A 20,820-nucleotide genomic window follows, 5' to 3' on the forward strand; every position below is an offset into this window, starting at 1 on the left:
GTTGATACCGTTAATGTATTACCAGCAGTAATAAAATTACACTGGGTAGATGTGAATAATTAGTCCTAATCTACTTAATTAAATCAGGAAGTGCATCAAGATTGACAGCTACTTTGAGCATCTCTATTAGAGGAAAGGTCATTGATACAACACCGAAGATATGAGGTACATATCTAGCGGGCAAGATGCCCGCACTACAAGAGTTTTATTTTCAAGTATGTACCTCATTTGAATAAAATATGCTGTAAATTAATCAAATCCGAACAATTTACCCAAATCGACTGTAAAAAATGTTTCTTTGGGAGCATTAGGATCATTAATAGCTTTATTAAATGGCATTAATACAGCTTCAAGTTTAGGCATACTAGCTTTTCCTTTTCCATTTACTAAAATGTCTCCCGTATAAGTGTTTACTTTAGCTGGTTTAAATTCTGCCTTTGCACCCAACAGCGTAAGTTTAAATTTAGTGACATCAGCCGTAAGCGGAGTACCCTTGATACTCGGACCATCTTTATTTGGACCATTGTCAATACTAAATTGAGTAAACAGTCCAAGGCTAATTGCTCCTCCTAGAGAGTCAAATAATGGACTCCAAGTAATCTTGCCCCCACCTTGTGCACCCAAAACCCACTTAGCCGGCTTCGCTTCCCATAATACATATTCTTTGGCAATACCAAGATCTAAACTCTGTTGTTGGTAATTCGATAGACTATTGCCATAAGAAATACCACTTACAGGGAACTTTCCTTCATACTTTAAAGAATACTTGTCGCCACTAAATGAACCTGCACCTTTTTTAGGGAGAGAGCCAAAGAATTTAGCTAAACCTGGTATGAACGTTTTATTCTCTTTGCTGTCTTTCTTTCGCTCCACAGAAAATCCAGCAATTAAAGTGGCATAAAAAGCATTAGCAGCTACACCACCAGCCGCACTGTCAACTTGAGGGATTACTCTTATATCCCACTCTACTTTTTCAGGACCTAATCCCTTACTGTAACCATATAGCAATGCCCCAGGACTGCCTCCAACACCGAAGCCACTGCTTACTGCATTTAGAGCAAATTGTTCACTTACGCCTATAGGAAAATTTCCTCTTAGATAATCTGCTGCTATATCTATTAACACTTCTCCCCAAGCCATTACGGAGAGTGCTTTCTCCAAATATTGGTAAACCTTTGAAAGTTTGTTGAGATTATCAACGTTTTTAATGCCATTAAGGATATTTTGAATGGATTGAGAGGCATTGAGTTCTGAAAGTGAAAATAAACCCGTAGGATCGGTATTATTAGTGGGATTGTTGATAACGTAAACATATTGGTTACGGGTTAAAGGATTCTTGATTTCACCTTCGTAAGCCGGATCTCTGCTAATAAATCTACCCGTATTGGAATCTAAATATCTTGCTCTTAGATTTTGCAATCCGGTGTTGGTGTCAAACCACTCACCGTTGTAAAGATGATTTACTTCATCATCACCAGTGTTCTTGATAATCCTGCCATAGGCATCATAGTCATAGGTGCTAGTAGTATTGCCACTATTATCCCTAATAAACATAGTCGTGCCACGGCGATCGCGACCAAAGTAAGAAACCTCTCCATTAACGACTTGTGCCAAAGGACTATTCTCACGACCGTCATAAATATAGGATTTCGTCATATCTCCATTAGCATCAAATACTGCTCTTACTGTTGAATAGCTAGTACTGACAGGATCAACTAAAAGAGTAAATTTCTGACCATCTATTGTCTGACTAATTCGATTACCTTGAGGATCGTATTCATAACTTTCCGAATGAGTGACATTGCCTTGGTCATCTTTCATCGTCACGCTAGTGAGCAGATTCAGAGGACTCCAAATATAATCGGTGGAACCAGAACTATTAGATTTACTTACAAGGTTTCCATTTGCATCATAGGTATAAGTGGTAGTTACATTATTGGTAGTCTCTGTAACAAGCTGATTAATGACGTTATAAGTGTAGTTAGTCGTCCCTTCTAGAGAATCAATACGTTTAACGCGATTACCATTACCGTCATATTCGTATTCAATTGTTTGGACAATAGAACCTGTATAGACTTCACGCTGCAATTGTCCTCGGCTGTCATATTGATAGATAGTTGCTAATTCAGAACTCAATCCTGCATCTTTGACAAACTTATTCAGTTGATTGTTAGCATTTCGCTCATAGGTATAGGTAGTAATTAAATTGTTATTATTGTCACGAAACTCTTGATAAGCTACGCGACCTTGTTCGTCAAAACGTTGAACTTCTTTATCGCCGCTAGGATTGGTAATCTTAATCTGTCCTAGGTCGTAATCATAAGCGTATTGTGTCAACCCTGCCAGAGTGTCGTTAATTGCGATCAGTTGACCATAATCATTATAGGTATAAGAAGTTATTTGACTATCTGTGGTAGTTTTCGCAATAAAGCCAAAGTCATTGTACTCATAACTAATTGATTTTCCATCAGCTTGCTGTCTTTGCAATATACGACCATCTGCATCATAGCTATAAGCAAGTAAAATATCTCCCACATTATCTGTGATAGAAGCCAAAAGCCCAGAATCAGAATATACATAGTTCCAAACAGTGTTGTCAGGTTGCACTAACTGTAAAATTTGTCCTTGATCGTTAAGGGTTCGAGTAAACTCTTGCGCCTTATAATCTTTTACGGAAACTGTATTGCCAGATATTGATAAATCTTGTCGGCTACCATCAGCTAATATACGAGTAATCTCCTGTCCATTGTCATCATAAATATAGGTTGTTACACCGCCATTAGCATCCTTAAAGGTACTAATTTCTCCAAAACGATTGTAGGTGTATTCACTAATATTTCCTTCTGCATCTTTTACAGAATTAATCTGACGCAAGAAGGTTTCATAAGTCCATGAAACTCCTTGATCATCCTTAACCGCCAATGTTGCACTAGGTTTACCCCTCAAAGCATTAGAATCTAGTTCAATTACTTCACCATTAGGCTGAATAATCTTGGACATGATTCCATTAGCATCATACAGATATTCATAGCGATTACCATCAATATCCTCTACTGCTGATACCTGTTCATTCTCGTTATATTCGTACTTGATATAACTCAGTAAATTATCTGTGGAGTCATAAACCTTATTAATAGAGGGGCTATTGAAGGCTTTTTCATAAGTATTGAGTGTATAACTACCATCAATATGTGTCTCTTTGGTAATGCGCCCGATCGCATCATATTCATAAGCATTAAATCTACCATCAGGTAAGGATAGTTTAGTTACCTGACCTAATGCATCGTAGGTTTTAGTGAATACATTGCCTTGACGATCTGTATAGGTTGAAAGTTGCCCTAATGCATCGTATGTAACTAGTTCGTAAGTCTCATCGTCATAAGTAATCCGATTAATGCGATCAAGGCTATCGTAGCCGTACTGTACCGTCACTCCATTACTTGTTTCGCTAATTAACAAATTCTGGTCATTAAAGAATTGTATTTGAATATTCCCAATTGCATCAGTTGTTTTTATTGTTTTGTTGATGTCGTCATATTCATATTTGGTCACAAATTCCGAGCTACCGGAGGTATCGCGAATAATTGCTTTCTCTTCAAGCAATCGGCCTTTAGTATCGTAGCTATAATTTGTTTCTGTACCATCCGCACTTACTTCCTGTAAAAGTTTAGCACTATCACTGGGACCATCAAGTTTATAAGATCCCATAGACACACCATCTATGAAGGTGGCGACATTATAACCAGTTGCCTTAGCCTCATAAACAATACCCCTTGAATTAACAAATTTGACTGGTGGAGCGTTTTTATCAGTACCATCATAAGCATATGTGGTGATCTCACCAGTGGAGCTAATTCCACTAATCTGTCTTCCACTTCCATCATAGGTATACTTGATAACTAATCCCGAAGGTAGTTCTTGGCTTGCATAATTACCTTGAGCATCATAGGAATATTTGTATTTATTACCTAATGCATCTACTGAAGAAGTTAGCTGGTTATTTTGATTATATGTATAGAGAGTAGCATTTCCAAGGGCATCAACTTCTTGAACTGTATTGCCGCGATCGTCATACTCATAGGTAGTAGAGTATCCCAATGGGTTAGTTACTACTTCAATTTGATTTTCAGGATCGAATGTGAAGTTAATTGGATTACCTGCGGCATCAAAGACTTTAGTTAGTCTACCTTGTGCGTCGTACTCGTTACGCATGACAGAACGATTGAGTGGATCGATGACCTGATCGAGATAGTGCTTGCGGGTAGCATTGTATTCAAACTTAGTGAGATTACCTTCTTTGTCTGTAAAGGAAACCAGATCGCCATTCTTATCGTAATTATAAAGAACCTTATTACCATCTTGATCTACTGCTGCCACAATACGCCCTTTGCTGTCGCGCTCGAAATCAATCTTCGCGCCATAGCTACTCTTAATATAGGCATCAGTCATCTCCAAGAATTCAGTAGGATTGGTATTAGCACTAACACGACCATTAAAACCAATATTGTATAAATCCTGACCGATGCGATCAATCTTGCCATTGACAGGATCAACTTCGTACTGAATTCCTGCTTCGGTAGTGAGGAGATATTTAGTATTGAAATAGGAATTAGAAAGGTCAAAGGGAACTGCTGCTAGGTTGCTGATAATCCCGTCGGGGCGGGTATCAATCAGAGTCAAATTAGAGTTCTGATAGTTGGTGAGCGTTAATTTGCTCTTAGTATTACCAACGGCGGTGAAGACTGGATCATAAAGAGTGACACCGTTAAGATTTAGGGTAAGTCCTTCTCTAACGGCAGGTTTGAGACCGAGTTCAAAGACTTCGCGCTTACCACCAATGGTTAGATAAATCTTATCGCCAACTTTAAATCCACGACTGCGATCAGGGATACCTAACTCTTCATAGAATGGATCGGGAGCGCCAAGGCTAGTCCGCAAATCCACATCACGGAATTCCACACGCCAACCAGGTGCGAGTTCTGAACTTGGTGTATTTAACTTGAGGGTGTCATAGGTGCGAATTAACTGTACAGGAATATTCCCTGCATTGATCTCCATATCCGTAAAGCTAAGTTGGAATTCTCCAAACTTCAACTCGCCACTAATGACTTCAATTTGATTCTCGATGCTATTGGAAATGCCAGTAGTATCCCATGCAGTGAGTTTGACACTATAGATGCCATCATCAATTGCAGTGGGGTCAAACTTACCCAAGGTTTTGCCACTAGCAACTTCTGTACCTAGCACCTCAAACATAGTTGACCAGTTCTCGGTATTCAGCGGGGCAACTTCTACACGATAGCCGGACAGGTTGTCATCGGGATCGTTAACTAACCCTTTAATCTCAGTTACGTTAGAAATTACACCATTGCTAATCAGGTCGAGATCGAGTCTCACCTCTGGTGCATTTTGAGGGATGGAAGGATCGAAGACATCAATCTTGAAGGTTTCGGTTGTGACGTTGCCAGCCCCATCGGTTGCTTTGGCAATAGCCGTAATTACACCAGCCGTATCGAGTACAAATCCTGCTTGTCCGAACTGATCGAGAATGACGGCTTTACCACCAACGGTTAATTCTAAATTATCGATTTTGACATTATCTGTTGCTTGGACTTGGAAAAGAACTCTTGACCCAAGTTCGGCAGGGTTGAAGCCAGCAAAGCCTAGTTTGACCTTTGGTGCGGAAGTGTCAGGTTGGACATTAATGCTAAAGGTTTGAGTAATAGTCGCACCCGCTTCGTCCTTGATCGTAACTTTGACTTCATTAATCCCTGCCTGAGCGTTAGTCGGAGTCCAGCGCAGTCTACCTAATTCATCAATAGTTATACCCTTAGCAATAGAAGCATCATCGACCGCATAGATGAGCTTGCCGCCATCAGGATCGCTGGCGATCGCATCATAGACATACTGCACATTGGGAATCGCAGATGTGGGGGGATTGGTAGAAGCAATTGTTGGTAATTGATTGGCACGGGCAGTCAGCGTAAAGCCTTGAGCTGCTCCTAAGCTACCATCATTCACGCCAACAACCACCTTATAAGTACCGACAACGGGGCTATTCCAAGAAAGTAGCCCCGAGGAGCTATCAATACTCATGCCACTAGGAGCGCTAATTAACTTATAGGTCAAAGTATCGCCAGCATCAGGATCGGTTGCGGAGACTTGATATTGGTAGGTACTGGCAGTATCGGCAATAAATACAGGTGTAGAGGTAATCGTTGGTGCTTTGTTAACAGCAACTGTCCCCACGACTATTTCATAGTTTTGGATAGAAGTCGCACCTTGACTATCCTTCGCTTGCACCTGTACTTCATAATTACCAGTGACATTAGGAGTCCAACTAATTACACCAGTCTGGGGATCGATCTCCATACCTGATGGAAGACTGGCAAAGCTGTAAGTAATCGCATCATTTTCAGCATCCTTGGCCACCGCCGTATAGGTGTAAAGCTGACCGACAGCCCCACTAGTATTAGGGGTGGAAATAATCAGAGGTGGGGTATTCACCCCTGTCACCTTCACTGTAAATTCTTGACCGTTATAGGCTCCATAGAAATCGGTAATGCGAATGCTGACGGTATGCTCGCCCAATTGAGTTTGCTTAGGATTCCATCGCAATACGCCTGTTTGATTATCAATAACCATGCCTTCGGGAGCATTGTCCAAAGTCCAAAAGAAAGGATCACCATCGGGGTCATTGCCCGTGAGAGCGTATTCATACTGGCGATCAAGATTAGCTACAAATGTATTAGGAGCCGATGTAATGCTGGGAGAGTTGTTGGCGGCTTGATGAGCAACTGTAATACCGAAGCTTTGCGTAGTGAAACCACCTTGACTGTCAGTTACCCTCACCACAACATTTTGGTTGCCAGACTGGTTGGCTGCGGGTGTCCAGACAATGGTATTTTGCTGGATCTTCATGCCTGCGGGGTTTACATCAAGGGTATAGGTCAGGGCATCGCCATCAGCATCCGTGGCTTCAATCTGATAGAAATAATTGCTACCCAATTTCACGCGATCGCGCGGTTGGGAAACAATCACTGGCAACTGGTTAGGAACGGGATTAATGACATTTACCGCCACTGTTTGCAGTGTTTCGCCACCCTGTCCATCGGCAACTTTAACCGTGAACTGTTGCTTGCCAATTTGGGCGGCCACTGGTATCCATGTGACTAAGCCTGTAACTGCATCTATCGCTACACCCTCTGGCGCACCACTGACTAAAGAGAAGGATATCTGGTCTTGGTCAACATCCTGAGCCTTAACTTGATATTGGAATTTTTTGCTTACCTGTGGTTGAGCATTTTCTGGGGCAGTAGAAGTGATTACTGGTGGTGTATTGTCTGGGACTAGTTCGACGTTAATCGCTTGGATAGCTCGTCCACCCTTGCCATCTTGAGCGCGTAACAAAACTTGGAAAGTAATTACATCAGTTTGTTGGCGACTTGCATCTAAAGAAGCTAATTTTGTCCTCAGTTCGCTGTAATAATTTTCTACTTGCTGTACCGTGGGAATCCAAACTACCGTACCTGTCGTTGAATCGACTGTCATACCGTCAGGAGCAAGGAGTAAATCAAAACTAATGGGATCGGAATTAAGATCGATCGCCACTGGGCTATATTTCAACAATTCACCCGACTTGATTTTATACAAATCCTGTGGCTGAGTTTTAAATTCGGGAGCAATATTGACAGGTTCGCTGACCTTATGAATACCAAAGGTGTTGGTAAAGGTCTCACCTGCAAGGGTTACGGTATTTGTGGCAAAACCTGTAGCGGGGGTAGTAACTTCATAACCGCTTGTAATTATTGGACGTACTACATAATCACCAGGCAAAAGATCGCTGAATTCGTATTGATAGCGCGTTACCTGACCGTAAGGATTAGGTTCAGCATTCACATCGGTAATGTCGGAGGGTTCTCCCACATCGAAACTACCATTGTTATTGCTGTCAATATAGACCACTACACCATCCTTGAGTGGCTCGGTCGCATAACGTTCATCAACGCCAGAGAATATGAGTGCTAGTTCTTCAATATCCGTTAAGAGAATAGCCGTCGGATCGATCGCTTTCATCGTATCTAACAGAGAGGCTTCGCCGATCGCAAAAGAAGTAACGTTCCCACCTTGCCCCTGAATAATATTGCGGAGTTTCGTACCTTCAGTTTGCAACTCCACGATCGCATCTCTCGAATAACCATCGGACATAAACAGAAGATTTGGAGTACCTGTATAGGCTTGTACCAATACTTCCATCTGTTTTAAAGCTTCGATAAAGCGGTTATTACCATTAGAGACATAGCTATTGAGGATTTCGACAACATCACGAATACCATTGTTATTATTATCAGCGAGAGCCGTTGTAAATTGCTGTACTCCCGCTACCGATGCGTCCATATCCTGAATAGTGGCATTGAACTCATGGGGAATAATGCCTATCTTGACTTTATTACCTGCCCCTTGAGCAATAATTGAATCAATTAAAAGTAAAGCAGCAGTTCTTTGAGCATCAAGTACAGTTTTAACGTCTTCATACTCACCCTTGCCATAGAAAGGTGCGGCGGTACTGCCCGATACGTCGATCGCAATCACAATTGCAGGATCATCGCCTTTAATCAACTTCGAGTCGCGGAATCCATTGCCATTCAGATCGTCAAATACTAAGCCTTGGATTTGACCAAGGTCGCTAAATACTTCTACGGTAAAGGTTTGGCGGTCAATTCCTCCCTTGCGATCAGATACTTCCACTGTGAAATCAACCTTACTACTATTCACCACAGAGGATTCAGGGAACCACAATAACTCGCCCGTATCTTGATTGATCAAGGCTCCATAGGGGCTATCAACCAAGCGATACACCAAAGCATCCTGATCTGGGTCTAAGGCTTTAACCTGATAACTATAACCTTTTTCATTCAAGGCATACTTAGTTCTGGGGTCGGAAATAATTACTGGATTAGTATTCTCTGGGTCAGGCCACAGGCGGATATTATATTCTTGAATAGCCGCCCCACCTTGATTATCTTTAACTGCCAGCTTGACAGGGAATAAACCTAAAGAACCATCATCTGTACTGGAAGTGAAACCTGTTCCTGGTGTAATTACATCGCCTGTAAATGGTTTGTTGGCAAAGACTCGGAAACTGTAGTTAATCGCAGATGTATCAGGTCCACCTTGGACATAAAGTAGATAGTCACCTGTTTCTGGGGCAATTACTTCCAGATCTATCGCTTGTACGTCATCTTTAATGAGAGTGCTGCTGGGACTATAAATTTTCCAACGGTAGTTGCTGTTATAAGGAGCATTGGTGGATAGGTTATCAGCAAAGAGCCGCTCTCCAGCATTAGCTGTGAAGCGGTACATGAAGCTCTGCTGTCCATTTGCTAGTGAACCGTTGGTAGCAATGTTGTAGGTTAACTCTGGAGAGGACAAAGTATCTAGCAACTGGAACGAATAGTTGCGATTGGCAGTTTGTTCGTTACTAATTACTAAGTAGTAGTAGCCATCCTCAGTCAGCGTGTGCAGACCGTTATCTGACCAACGGAAATCACCAGCACTAAATATCTGCGTTCCACTGGAGTTGTACAGGGTAGCAGCTACGTTATCACCTGTCATGCCATTGAACATGACTCCCATACCTTTAATTGCCTGGAAAGTATAAACTTTGGATTCCAGTTCATTTAAACTGCCAGAAACTGGGCTGCCAATTTCCAGGTAGTTTACACCAGGTCCTGTCAAACGCCTGGTTAGTTCCCGCAAATTCAATTTATAGGCACCACTAGCGGTAGTGCTGGAACCAAAAATTTGCAGACTGTAAGTGCCAGTCTGATCTAAAAGTACAGGACTGCGATTAATACGACTGTCATGATTACTGAAAACATAAGTCCCGTCTGGATTCACCAATCTAAAGCTAATCTGCGAGTTACTATTATTCAAACTATCCAACAGCACTAAGGTTCCGGCATTGGCAGTAAAAGTATATTTGTCTACGTTTCCTGCTGCCAAAGTGCCTTCGCGGACAACTCCTAAACCACTGTTGCCAACGCGTGCAATGGAAACATCTGTAACTTGGAAGCTGTAGGGGACTTGAGTCGCACTGTTACCCAAAATTGCCAGAGTGTAAGCACCCGCCACAGACAAGCCAACAGTAAAGTCGGGGCTACTAGCAACTGGAGCTTTCACGATTGTGCCTGTAGGGTCGTAGAGAACCCAGTTAGCACCTGTCCAGCTAGCAGCACTCAGGTTAAAATTGATCATCTGACCGGGAGTGCCATTAAAACTGTAAAGATCCACCTGATTACCAGGGTTGAGCGTCCCTGTAATTGGGGTATCAAAACTTAAAGGCTGGACTTGTGCTAAGTCGCTGAGGGTAAAGCTATAGTCGCCTGTGGTATTGTCGTTGCCGTCTATGACAAGACGATAATCACCCGACTGAGATAATGTAACTAGAGGCCAGTCGCTAGCTGTGGTTCTGTCAACTACTAAAACATCACCAGGTGTATACAGGCGGGCTTTCAGATTGCTGTTACCTTTGAGAGCATCAAAGAATAGTTTTTGTCCCACCACACCAGTAAAGGTGTAAGTATCCTGTTCTCCAGCTTCACTGATGCTAGTGGTAACCGTACTCCCCAAGGTTAACTCTGTAGTAGTCATTTGAGGAGTGACTACTGTCATGGCAAAGTTGTTATTGGTTCTGTTAGTACCAGAGAAAACGAGGGTATATTGTCCGTTTTCCCGCAGTTTCAGTTCTTGGTCGAGGTCTAAACCTTGACTGAAAAGACGCTTACCATCAGGATTGTAGAGGTAATAAGAGTTTTTTAAGTCGCCATCAGTGCGATCAAAGTAGAGATCTTGCCCCTGGATGCCGTTGAAGCGGTAAATTAAAGCTTCTTGTTTACTAGTCCCAAAGTTCCCAGAGACTAAAGTATCTAATTCGACGATAGGTGCAGTTCCTATATCTAACAGGCGGAAGCTGTAAGCTCCTGTCCAGTCATTATCCGCATCAATTACAAGTCTATAAGTACCTTGTTCTGCAAGGATAACAGGCTCGCGATCATCTCTGACGTATTGATTAAATACTTCATCGCCGTTAGTGTCGTAAAGCTTGACTCGAATGCGGTAGTCAGAATAGAGTAAGCTGTCAAACCAAAGTTGTTGTCCTTTACTACCAATAAAGGTATAAGTATCTTCGTTACCTGCTTCGCTAATGGAACCGCTAACTGTATCACCAATTGTGTAGGGGGTGGTGGTGAAGGTTGGTGTAACTATCCGCAGATTAAAGTCATTATCGGGTTGTTCATACCCAGCTACGACTAGTGTATATGTGCCATCATCTGGTAAAGTTGTGCCTGCTCCTTCGTAGTCATCAGACAGGCGTTGGGAGAACAGCTTCTTACCGTTGGTATTGTAAAGATAATAGAAATTCCTGTAATCGCTGTTATCACTGTCAAAGTAGAGCTTCTGCCCCTTAGTGCCTGTAAAACTGTAGGTTTGAGCTTCTCGTTTAGTAGTGCCAAAATCACCAATGATGTTTGTGTCTAAGGCAACAGGTGTGGCATCTGCTATGTCTAAAATTCGGAAGCTGTAGTCTCCAGTGAAATCATAAACAGCATCTACCACGAAGCGATAAGTTCCGGCTTCATCTAAAACGGTAATTTCTTGATCATCTCTGATCAAGAAATTATTCCAAGTAGTGGTTTTGCCACTGGGTGTGTATAGGGTAGCGTTGATTCCCGAGTTGGAATAAAGCAAGCTGTCAAACCAAAGTTGCTGTCCCTGTGTCCCTGTGAAGGTATAGGTATCTTGTTCACCTACTTCGGTAATAGAACTGCTCACAGTGCTACCGAGGGTGAGAGGTGTACTTACAAAGGTCGGCGTAACCATCTGGAGGTTAAATGTGTTATTTGCCTGACCAGTTCCGTTAAAGACTAGAGTGTACTGTCCATCTGTTGGCAGGACTGTGGAAGCTCCTTCTTGGTCATCGCTTAGCCTTCGTTCAAAACGTTTTGTGCCATCTGGACTGTACAGGTAGTAAATGTTGTAGTAATCACCGTTAGTCCTATCAAAGTAGAGAGCTTGTCCTTGCGTACCCGTAAAAGTATAGATGAGAGCTTCACGTTGACTCGTGCCAAAGTTTCCACTGATGACGGTATCTAAAGTGGTGGGAGTTGCTGCTGCTTGATCGAGGAAGCGGAAACTGTAACCGCCTGTATATTCGCCACTGCCATCAACAACAAAGCGGTATTCTCCGGTTTCCTTCAAAGTTGTAAACTCTTGATCGCTACTCAGAATATTAGTCCAAACTTTAACTCCTGTTGGACTGTACAACTCTGTAATTTGCCCTGCGGACGCAAATAAGCTGTCCAACCACAGGCGCTGTCCAGCTGTTCCAGTAAAGGTATAGATGTCTTGTTCCCCAGCTTCGGTAATTGCGGCAGATACAGTACTACCTATGGTGTAAACAGTCGTTGTCGGTGTTGGTGTTACAACCTGGAAGGCGTAGTTGCCGTTACTGTCTCCATAGGAGAAGAGACTGAGGATATATTCACCACTGCTGGGCAGGACTAACTCCATATCATAGCTTAGCTCCTTGTTTTGCAGTTGCGCTCCATCAGGAGTATGCAGTCTCCAGGAGTTAGAGTAGGAGCCATCTGTGCGATCCAAGTAGAGGCGATCGCCTTTACTACCAGTAAACTTGTAGAGAATTGCTTCGTTCCTGTTCGTGCCAAAGTTACCGGAAATCGCAGTATCTAAAGCCAGGGGTGTAGCACCTGTATCATCTAGTATTCGGAAACTTGCAGTTGTGGCATCTGTTTTATTAGAAGATAGAACCAAGTAGTATGTGCCATTCTGGTTCAGAGTTTCCATGCCAACATCATTTTGCAGGCTACCTTGGCTGTAGAGCAGACGACCGTTGGGATTATAAAGGCGAGCCGTGATATTGGGGTAGGCAGTATTTAGGGCATCAAACCAAATCTTCTGACCGACTGCACCTGTAAATTTATAGGCTTTGGTTTCTTTGGCTGCTAGTGGCACATTCGTGATTGTGTTCAGGCTGAGGGCAGCTGCTGCTTCTAAGTCAAGCAATTGGAACTTGTATGCTCCAGTAGTGTTGTCGTAGGGACTATGGGACTGAATTCTGTAAGTTCCTGACTGTGGGAGTAAATAAGGGCCATGATCTGATTGATTCTCAAGATTATTAAATACTAGTGTATTAGAGGGGTCATAAAGTCTGACGCGCTTCTGCCAATCGTCACCCTGACCATCCAAAAAGACCAAAGTACCTGCTTTAGCAGTGAAAGTATATTCATCCACTTCGCCGCCAACGGACAAGGTACTGTCATATATAACACCTAATCCACTATTAGTAATAGCCGCCGGAGCAGTGCTGTTCACCTGAACATTGAAGTTCACCGCGTTGGTAGAGTTATTGCGGAGAGCCAAAATATAGCTGCCATCGCTGGGAAGGACACGGGTAAAGTCAGTACCTAAACTAGCCGACCCCCACTCTGTTGTACTAGTGGTTAATGTGTTGCTGGGGGCATATAGTACCCAGTCTGCGCCTGAGACGGCAGCTAAACTATCAAATACTAGTTGTTGTCCCTTACTGCCATTGATTGTGTAAAGTTTAGTTTCTCCAGCAGCCAAGCTCCCGGCTAGGGGAGAATTTAAAGTGAGGGCAGGTTGGGCAACAGATGTGGCAATGCGGAAGCTGTAATTGCCGGTTGTATCATTATTGCCATCAAAAACAATTTGATAACTGCCTGTTTCTAGCAGAGTTAAGTTAGGGCTGTCTGTGCCAGTATTACCGTTAAAAATCAATGCTCCTCTGGGTGAGTAGATTTTAGCGGTGATATTGCTGTTACCCAATTGAGGGTCAAAATACAATACCTGCCCTACTGTACCATTGAAGCTATAGGTATCCTGTTCACCCAACTTGCTAATACTGCCAGTGGTGAGGGTATCCAGTGTGTAGTCAGTAACTGGTGAAGTGGTAACTACTCGTTGAATGGTGTAGTTGCTGGGAGCGGAATTTTCACCACGCAGCATTAAGTAGTATGTTCCATCGCCTGGAATCACATACTCAAAATCGTTACTGAGTGCAACTTCAGTCAGCCTCTGGTTATCTGGGCTGTAGAGTTTCCAATTAGTACTGGCAACAGTAGACTGACTATCAAAGTAAACGCGATCGCCTTTATTTCCTGTGAACTGATAAAATTCGATGGAATTGCCCGGATTGAGTGAGCCTGAAGTCAGGGTTTCTACTGCTAGATTTGCTGCGGCACTCATATCTACTAAACGGAAACCATAGTTATCAGTAGACTCTCCCGAACCATCTATTGTTAGTTGGTAAATTCCAGTTTCCGTGAGAATTGTCGGGTTATGATCCCCATCCTTGAACATTTGCCTGTTATTAATGACATTAGTCCCGGATGGGCTAGTCAATGTTGCAAGGGTATTAGGTGTTTCGGCTAAGGTATCTAGGAACAGTCTTTGCCCTGCGCTACCAGTAAAGGTATAAACATCACGCTCACCTTTCTCAGTAATCGTCGTTACTACCGCAGAGTTAAGTGTTAAATCGGTTGTATTTGTATCCGGGGTAATCAGCTTGAAGCTGTAATTGAGTGGGTTGTTATTGTTGTTACCACGAATCGCTAGAGTGTAAGTATCTGCCCTAGACAGCACTAACTCCATGTCATAAATTAGGTTCTGGTAGCCAATCACATTGTTACCAGAATCATAAAGAGTCCAGTTACCGCTACCACTGTTAGTCAGTCTATCCAGGTACAAGCGCTGGTCTGCTGCACCTGTGAAGCTATAAAGATGGGTTGCCTGACCAGGGTCAAGTGTACCTGTATATGTGGTATCTAGGTCAATGGCAGTCGCCAAGTCCAAATCTAAAATGCTAAAGCTGTAAGTCCCCGTGTTCTCTCCAGAGGCATTAATCCTGACTCGATAGGTGCCATCCTCATTGAGAATGATCGGGTTTAGGTCATCTGCATATTGGAAGTCACGCTGAAGTATTTCTTGTCCAGTGGGATTGTAGATTCTAGCGTCTAGTGACCAACTCGCGGTGGGATTTTGGAAGAGGCGGTCAAAGTAAATTCGTTGTCCAGCAGTACCTGTAAAGGTGTAAAAGTCTTCTTCACCCTTTTCACTAATTTCCCCAAAGACAGCATTGGGTGTATTATTGCTACCCAGGCTCATGGGTTGCGTAATTTCATCAGGGGTGATGATTTCAAAAGAATAATCAACCTTGCCAGTGAATGCTGCTTTACCCCGCAGTGCCAGGGTATATTCTCCATCTTTGGGTAGGTACAGTTCTAGATCATTGATGTAACTACTAGAGGTAACAACCGCATTATCCTCGTTGTATAGCACCCAATCCAGGTTTTCAGTAGCGCTAATCTTGTCCAAGAACAACTTTTGCCCTTGAGCGCCTCGGAAGCGATAAGTGTTGTCTTTACTACCTATATTCAGTTGACCCTCAATAACCGTATCAAAGGGAACAACTGGCAATAGATCCAGGTTAATAGTACTGAAACCATAACTCCCCACAAAATCATTAGTGGTATCTACAACAACACGATAGTTGCCATTTTCCTTGAGGGTAATCAGCGTATTATCTCTGAGTTCTGTGTTTACAACCCTTTCGCCACTGGGGCTATATACAGAAAAGTTCCATCGCCAGTATTCACCGGAGTACTGCAAGGGGTCAAAGTAAATCCGTTCTCCAAAACTGCCACTGAAGGTAAACTCATCTTGCTCTCCTTGCAGACCAATACGACCCAAAACTGTATCCCCTAGTACCATTGCCGTAGGCGGAGTCCACTCTACCAAACCTGAGTCGGGATTGACTGTCATGCCATTGGGGCCAATAATCAAGCTAAAGTTGATGGGATCTTGATCTGGATCAATTGCGTTGGCATCGTAGCTGTACAGCTGGTTAATGTAAGCATCTACCTCTGGGAAAGAGGTGAATATGGGTGGACGGTTGGGGGGAGTAGTGATTACGGAGAGTGTGTACATCTGCTTGGCAATACCACCCCGGCCATCAGTTACTTCTATTTGGATTTGCTGGTTACCAATGTTAGTTGTATTTGGTTTCCAAGCAATCAAACCAGTTTCGGAATTGATGGTCATTCCATCGGGTGCAGTTACCAGTTTGTAAGTGAGGGGATCGTTATCTGCATCTGTGGCATTAACATCATACTGATAAGACAGCCCGGCGATCGCTTCGTTAATCGGTACACTGTCAATTACAGGATTGCGATTCAGGACTGACAACACCTCTACGTTGTAAGTAAACTGTACCTGATTGGGGTTGTAAAAAACTAAACTCCGAACTGCTGTTAAATCCGAAGGATTGAGCTTGCCGTTTGCTACTAATTGGCTGAAATCATAGTAAGGCAGACCATCAGGAGTTAAACCGTCTGGATTGCGGAGTTGTACAGTCGGGTCACTAATGTTCTTCACTGCCAAAAGCAGAGAACCATTAATTGCGTAACTGCCTATATTCTTGAGTGCCACATCTGCATATAGGAGTTCCCTTTCAGCATCAAATGTGGTTCTACTGTATTGAGGAGCAATACTTGGAGTAACGTTTGCCACCTCGTTAAAATTAATTGATTCACCGAACGAGGAAATATTAGAGTTAGTAAAGGCAGTTTGGATTGGAGCTTCAGTGCCAATTGGTGCAGGAGTGATATTAATATCACTAATGAGTACTGCACTATTGATGTCAGTGTCATTATTGACTAAATGGAAACGCAGATTAGCCTGTGTGGGATTAATTCCCGCCAAATTCAAAGTGACTAACCCCGTAGCTGCATCGTAGGTAGTGCCAACACCTAAACCTACTGGTTCTCCTTCTGTCAGGTTAAAGAATGAGGTTTTATTGACTGCAAAAGTATGTACCAAGGATTGACCGTTGGTATCTAACAACTCCACCTCAAAGGCATCATTGATTCCATCTAAGTCTGTGCTATCAAAAATGTTGGTACCAGCAGCAACAGGTTGAACTTTAAAGCTGAGGGTAGAGGGAGTTTCAGGAATCCTAAAGGTGGTAGCTAGGTTAGGGCTAAAATTAGTTTCTTCCCGCAGAATTATGTTGGTACTGATAAATACTGTCTGCGTGGAACTCAAAGAACCAGGTGCTAAAGGCGGATTGGGATTATCTGTTGCAGTTAGAACTACAGTATAAAGACCTGAGTCTCCCACATCAGGAGTACCACTTAAGACTCCAGTACCATCGCCATTATCTGTAAAGGTTAGCCAACTGGGTAGAGATAAGGATACATCGGGATTAGCGGTGTTAAAAAGTTCCGCTTTCAAAGTCCGACTGTGATTTTCTGGGTCAATAGTGTTGACTTTGTACGTGTAGAGTGTGCCTATATCTGCACTTTGCTGTGGGTTGCTAGGATCGGGGATACTCGTAAATATAGGAGCTTCATTAACATCAGTTACATTAATCGTGAAGTCTTTCTCTAAACTCTGTCCTCCTTGGTCAGTAGTCTTGATGCGAATTGTGTAGGAGTTCTGAGTTTCATAATCAGGACTCACCTGAAGATACAATTCATCCCCCACAATAGAGAATGCATCGTTGTCAGTAATTTCTGTCCCTGTTAATAGGCTGTAGGTGAACGTATCGCCAGTGTCGGGATCAATTGTGTTGAATGTACCTACTTTTGTGCCAATAGGTACATTTTCATCTACTTTTGTAGCACTAAGAGATAAATCAGTTGGAGCTAAATTATCTTTTATAACTGTGATAGTGAAAGATTGATTCGCTTCCAGTCCACCGACATCTGTGACTTGCAGTGCTACTTGATTGTTTCCCACAACACTGGTGCTGGGATTACCACTTAGAGTTGCAGTTCCATCCTCGTTATCTGTCAATGTCAGCCAAGTAGGAAGGGTTGGCGCACTGATGATGCGAGTGTCCCCTGCATCTGGGTCAGCAGTGGTAATTGTATATATATATTCTGTACCAGTAGCTGCATTTATAATTGCTGTACTAGTAAATGTGGGTGTTTCATTAACATCAGTGATATCAATGACAAACACTTGTTCAGTGGTTAAACCACCTTGGTCTGTGGTTCTAACTCGAACACTGTAAGCAGATTTGGCTTCAAAGTCAGGCGATACGGCGATGCGGAGTTCATCGTTGACGATGGTAAATACGGCGTTGTCATCATCTCCACTTCCCGCAACTAAGCTGTAGCTGAAGGTGTTGCTAGTATTCGGTCCAGTGGTGCTGAGTGTACCAATGAGCGAGTCAACGGCTACGTTTTCTGCAATTGTGTTGCTGCTGAGTGTCAGCGCTGTGGGTGCTTCATTAACATTGGTTATGTCAATAGCAAACACCTGTTCAGTGGTTAAACCACCTTGGTCTGTGGTTCTAACTCGAACACTGTAAGCAGATTTGGCTTCAAAGTCAGGTGAGGTTTGAATGAGTAGTTGATTGTCTACGATACTGAAGACATTATTATCTGTGTCTCCTTCACCACTCACTAGGCTGTAGGTGTGAGTATCTTGAGTATCGGGGTCTGTGGTGCTAAAAACACCGATTTGGGTGTCACTAGGAACATTCTCTAAGGTTACTGTGTTACTAAGGGCAATGTCTGTGGGGGCATTATTAGGAATAGGAAGTGGCAGGCGTTTGATGGTTAACTCAGTAGTTGTTTGATTACCTGCAACATCAATCCCTTGTACTTGGAAAAAATTATCCCCTAGTGTTAGTTCCACATTTTCAAAGACAAACTGACCAGCAGCATCAGCTGTAGTTGTTGCACCTGTAGAAAAGGTTAATATTGCCCCTGGCTCAGTTTGTCCAGCGATCGCCACGATGGATAATGTTGTTTGACCATCTCCTATGGGTGCTGTATCTGAAGCTGGGTCTAGATTCAGTGATACAGTCAGGTTTGTATCTAGGGTAAAGATAAGTTCCTGGGTGGAAACATTACCGTATTCATCTTTGGCTTGCAAGTACAGTGTATAAATTCCATCTTGAAGCGTTCCACCGTAAATTTGCTCCAGGCGATCGCGACTAAATGTGAAATTGCCATCAGCAGCTAAATCTGATCGTACATCCACGTAGCTAGTGATGGGGGTGTCGTTGAATCCGGCTATAAATTCAGCGATCGCACTCTTGTCGGTGACTTGACCAGTAATTGTTGGGTCAGAAGTGATGCGATCGTTGTTGGTCGTTCCGCCAGGGGCTGTATCTCTAACTAAATTACTGATAATAATTGGTGGGTCTGTGTCGGTAGAGGCGATCTCTGCATAGATTACAGGTACAGGCCCGTTGAAGGTTATATCACCCTTAGCCTCAACAGTTCCGTATAAGGCTGATCTCCCATTCAAAGTAATATTTTTTGCGCTTTGCAAAGCCCCACGAGTCTTAGATGAGGCATTGAACTGGATATTACCCTGAGAAACTATCCACAAATTACTATCGTTTTCCGTATTTTTTGTGGCACCATTAAAGTTGATGGTACTGTTATTGCCGCCAGCTGCTAATAAGGTAAATTCACCAAAGCGAGCCTGATTCTTCATGTTAATAGAACCAGAGGCAAATACAGCCAGATTACTCGATTGCACATTGCCCAGATTGATGTTGCCGTTATTAGCAATCAACATGACATTCGTGAAGTCATGTCCATTGCCGTTAAAATTAATATCCCCCTGTTCCACAATAATGACGTAATTGCTCAAATCAATTCCATTGGGAATATTTAGACCTCCGTTAGTAACTTGAACTACTTGAGGCTGACTGTCGTTACCAGGAGCAGGAAATTTTTCGTTCCAATCTTGAACGTTATTAATTGGGTTATTTCCCACATTAAAGACCAGAGTTGGGGTATTTTCTGAAACTCTACGGTTCAATTCTTGCTGTTTCAAGCTGGTATGGGCAGGAATATTCACCAATGGAGTTTCCACAACCTGGGGAGGTAACAGGTTTTCATAGGGATTGTTTGTTGCTGCGTTACTGAACTGATACCCCTCCGCAACAGTGAGTGCTTTATCCACCAATAAAGCTTTGCCTGATTCTCCTAGAATCTGGTTGCCGTTGCTATCTCGTTGGATGGGGAGAACAGGAGTCTTATTGAGAATAAAACCCTGAGCAGCATGGATCAGGGCATCATCCTCAGGATCAAGAGGTAAACCATCAAAATCGCCACCTCCATTAACTCTCAAAGTTCCTTCAGCTACTATTGCAAATTTAGGTTGCACCTTCTCTTCAGCGATACCCCTATCCACCTGTACCTGGATTACCATATCGTCGAAGTCCAGGTCTCCTCCCACCATCATGTCTTCCCAAGCTAATTGAGTTACCCCATCGCTTGGTGTGTCAATTACTATGTGGTTGAATTTGTCAGGATTGGCTGGTGTGGTAGAAAAGATGAGTGCAGGTATTTCCCATGCGTTTTGGGGATTATTGGTTTGTACTGTATTGGCAGTGGTCTTTGGTGCTATGTAAAAGACCAACCGCTCTCCGCCTTGAACAAAATAGTTTTCATACACTGTTCCTACAGGTTGGGAACCTAATATTAGTGACTGGCGGTTAGCAGTATTGAGAGCTAATTGAGCATAATTTGCATCTCCAGGCTTAACCCCTTGAATACTCCCTAAATCGTCATCTACTTTAAAAACGCCAAATTCGTTAATATAACCAGCATCGTAACCACTCAGCTTGAAGTCAAGTGCCGTCAATTGACCAATCGGTTCCGAAACAACAAAAACCCCAGTACTAAGTCCGTTATCACTAAATATGGGAGTAAGACCCGTTTCTATAATAGTCATGGTAAATTTAATTCC

The 20,820-nt window shown here is 42.9% G+C and carries 1 protein-coding gene; it reads right to left on the reverse strand.

Going from position 1 to position 20,820, the window contains the following annotated elements; genetic code table 11:
- Positions 1 to 249: 249 nt before the first annotated feature.
- Entirely contained in the window at positions 250 to 20,805 is a 20,556-nt protein-coding gene (locus H6G68_RS07950; RefSeq protein WP_190906141.1) for a putative Ig domain-containing protein, read from the reverse strand.
- Between the last annotated feature and the right edge of the window lie 15 nt (positions 20,806 to 20,820).

This window comes from Anabaena catenula FACHB-362 (assembly GCF_014698735.1).
GTDB classification, from domain to species: Bacteria; Cyanobacteriota; Cyanobacteriia; order Cyanobacteriales; family Nostocaceae; genus Anabaena; species Anabaena variabilis_A.

Coding starts and splice junctions, on each gene's coding strand:
- H6G68_RS07950 (WP_190906141.1), bottom strand. CDS start 20,805: ATGACTATTATAGAAACGGGTCTTACTCCCATATTTAGTGATAACGGA.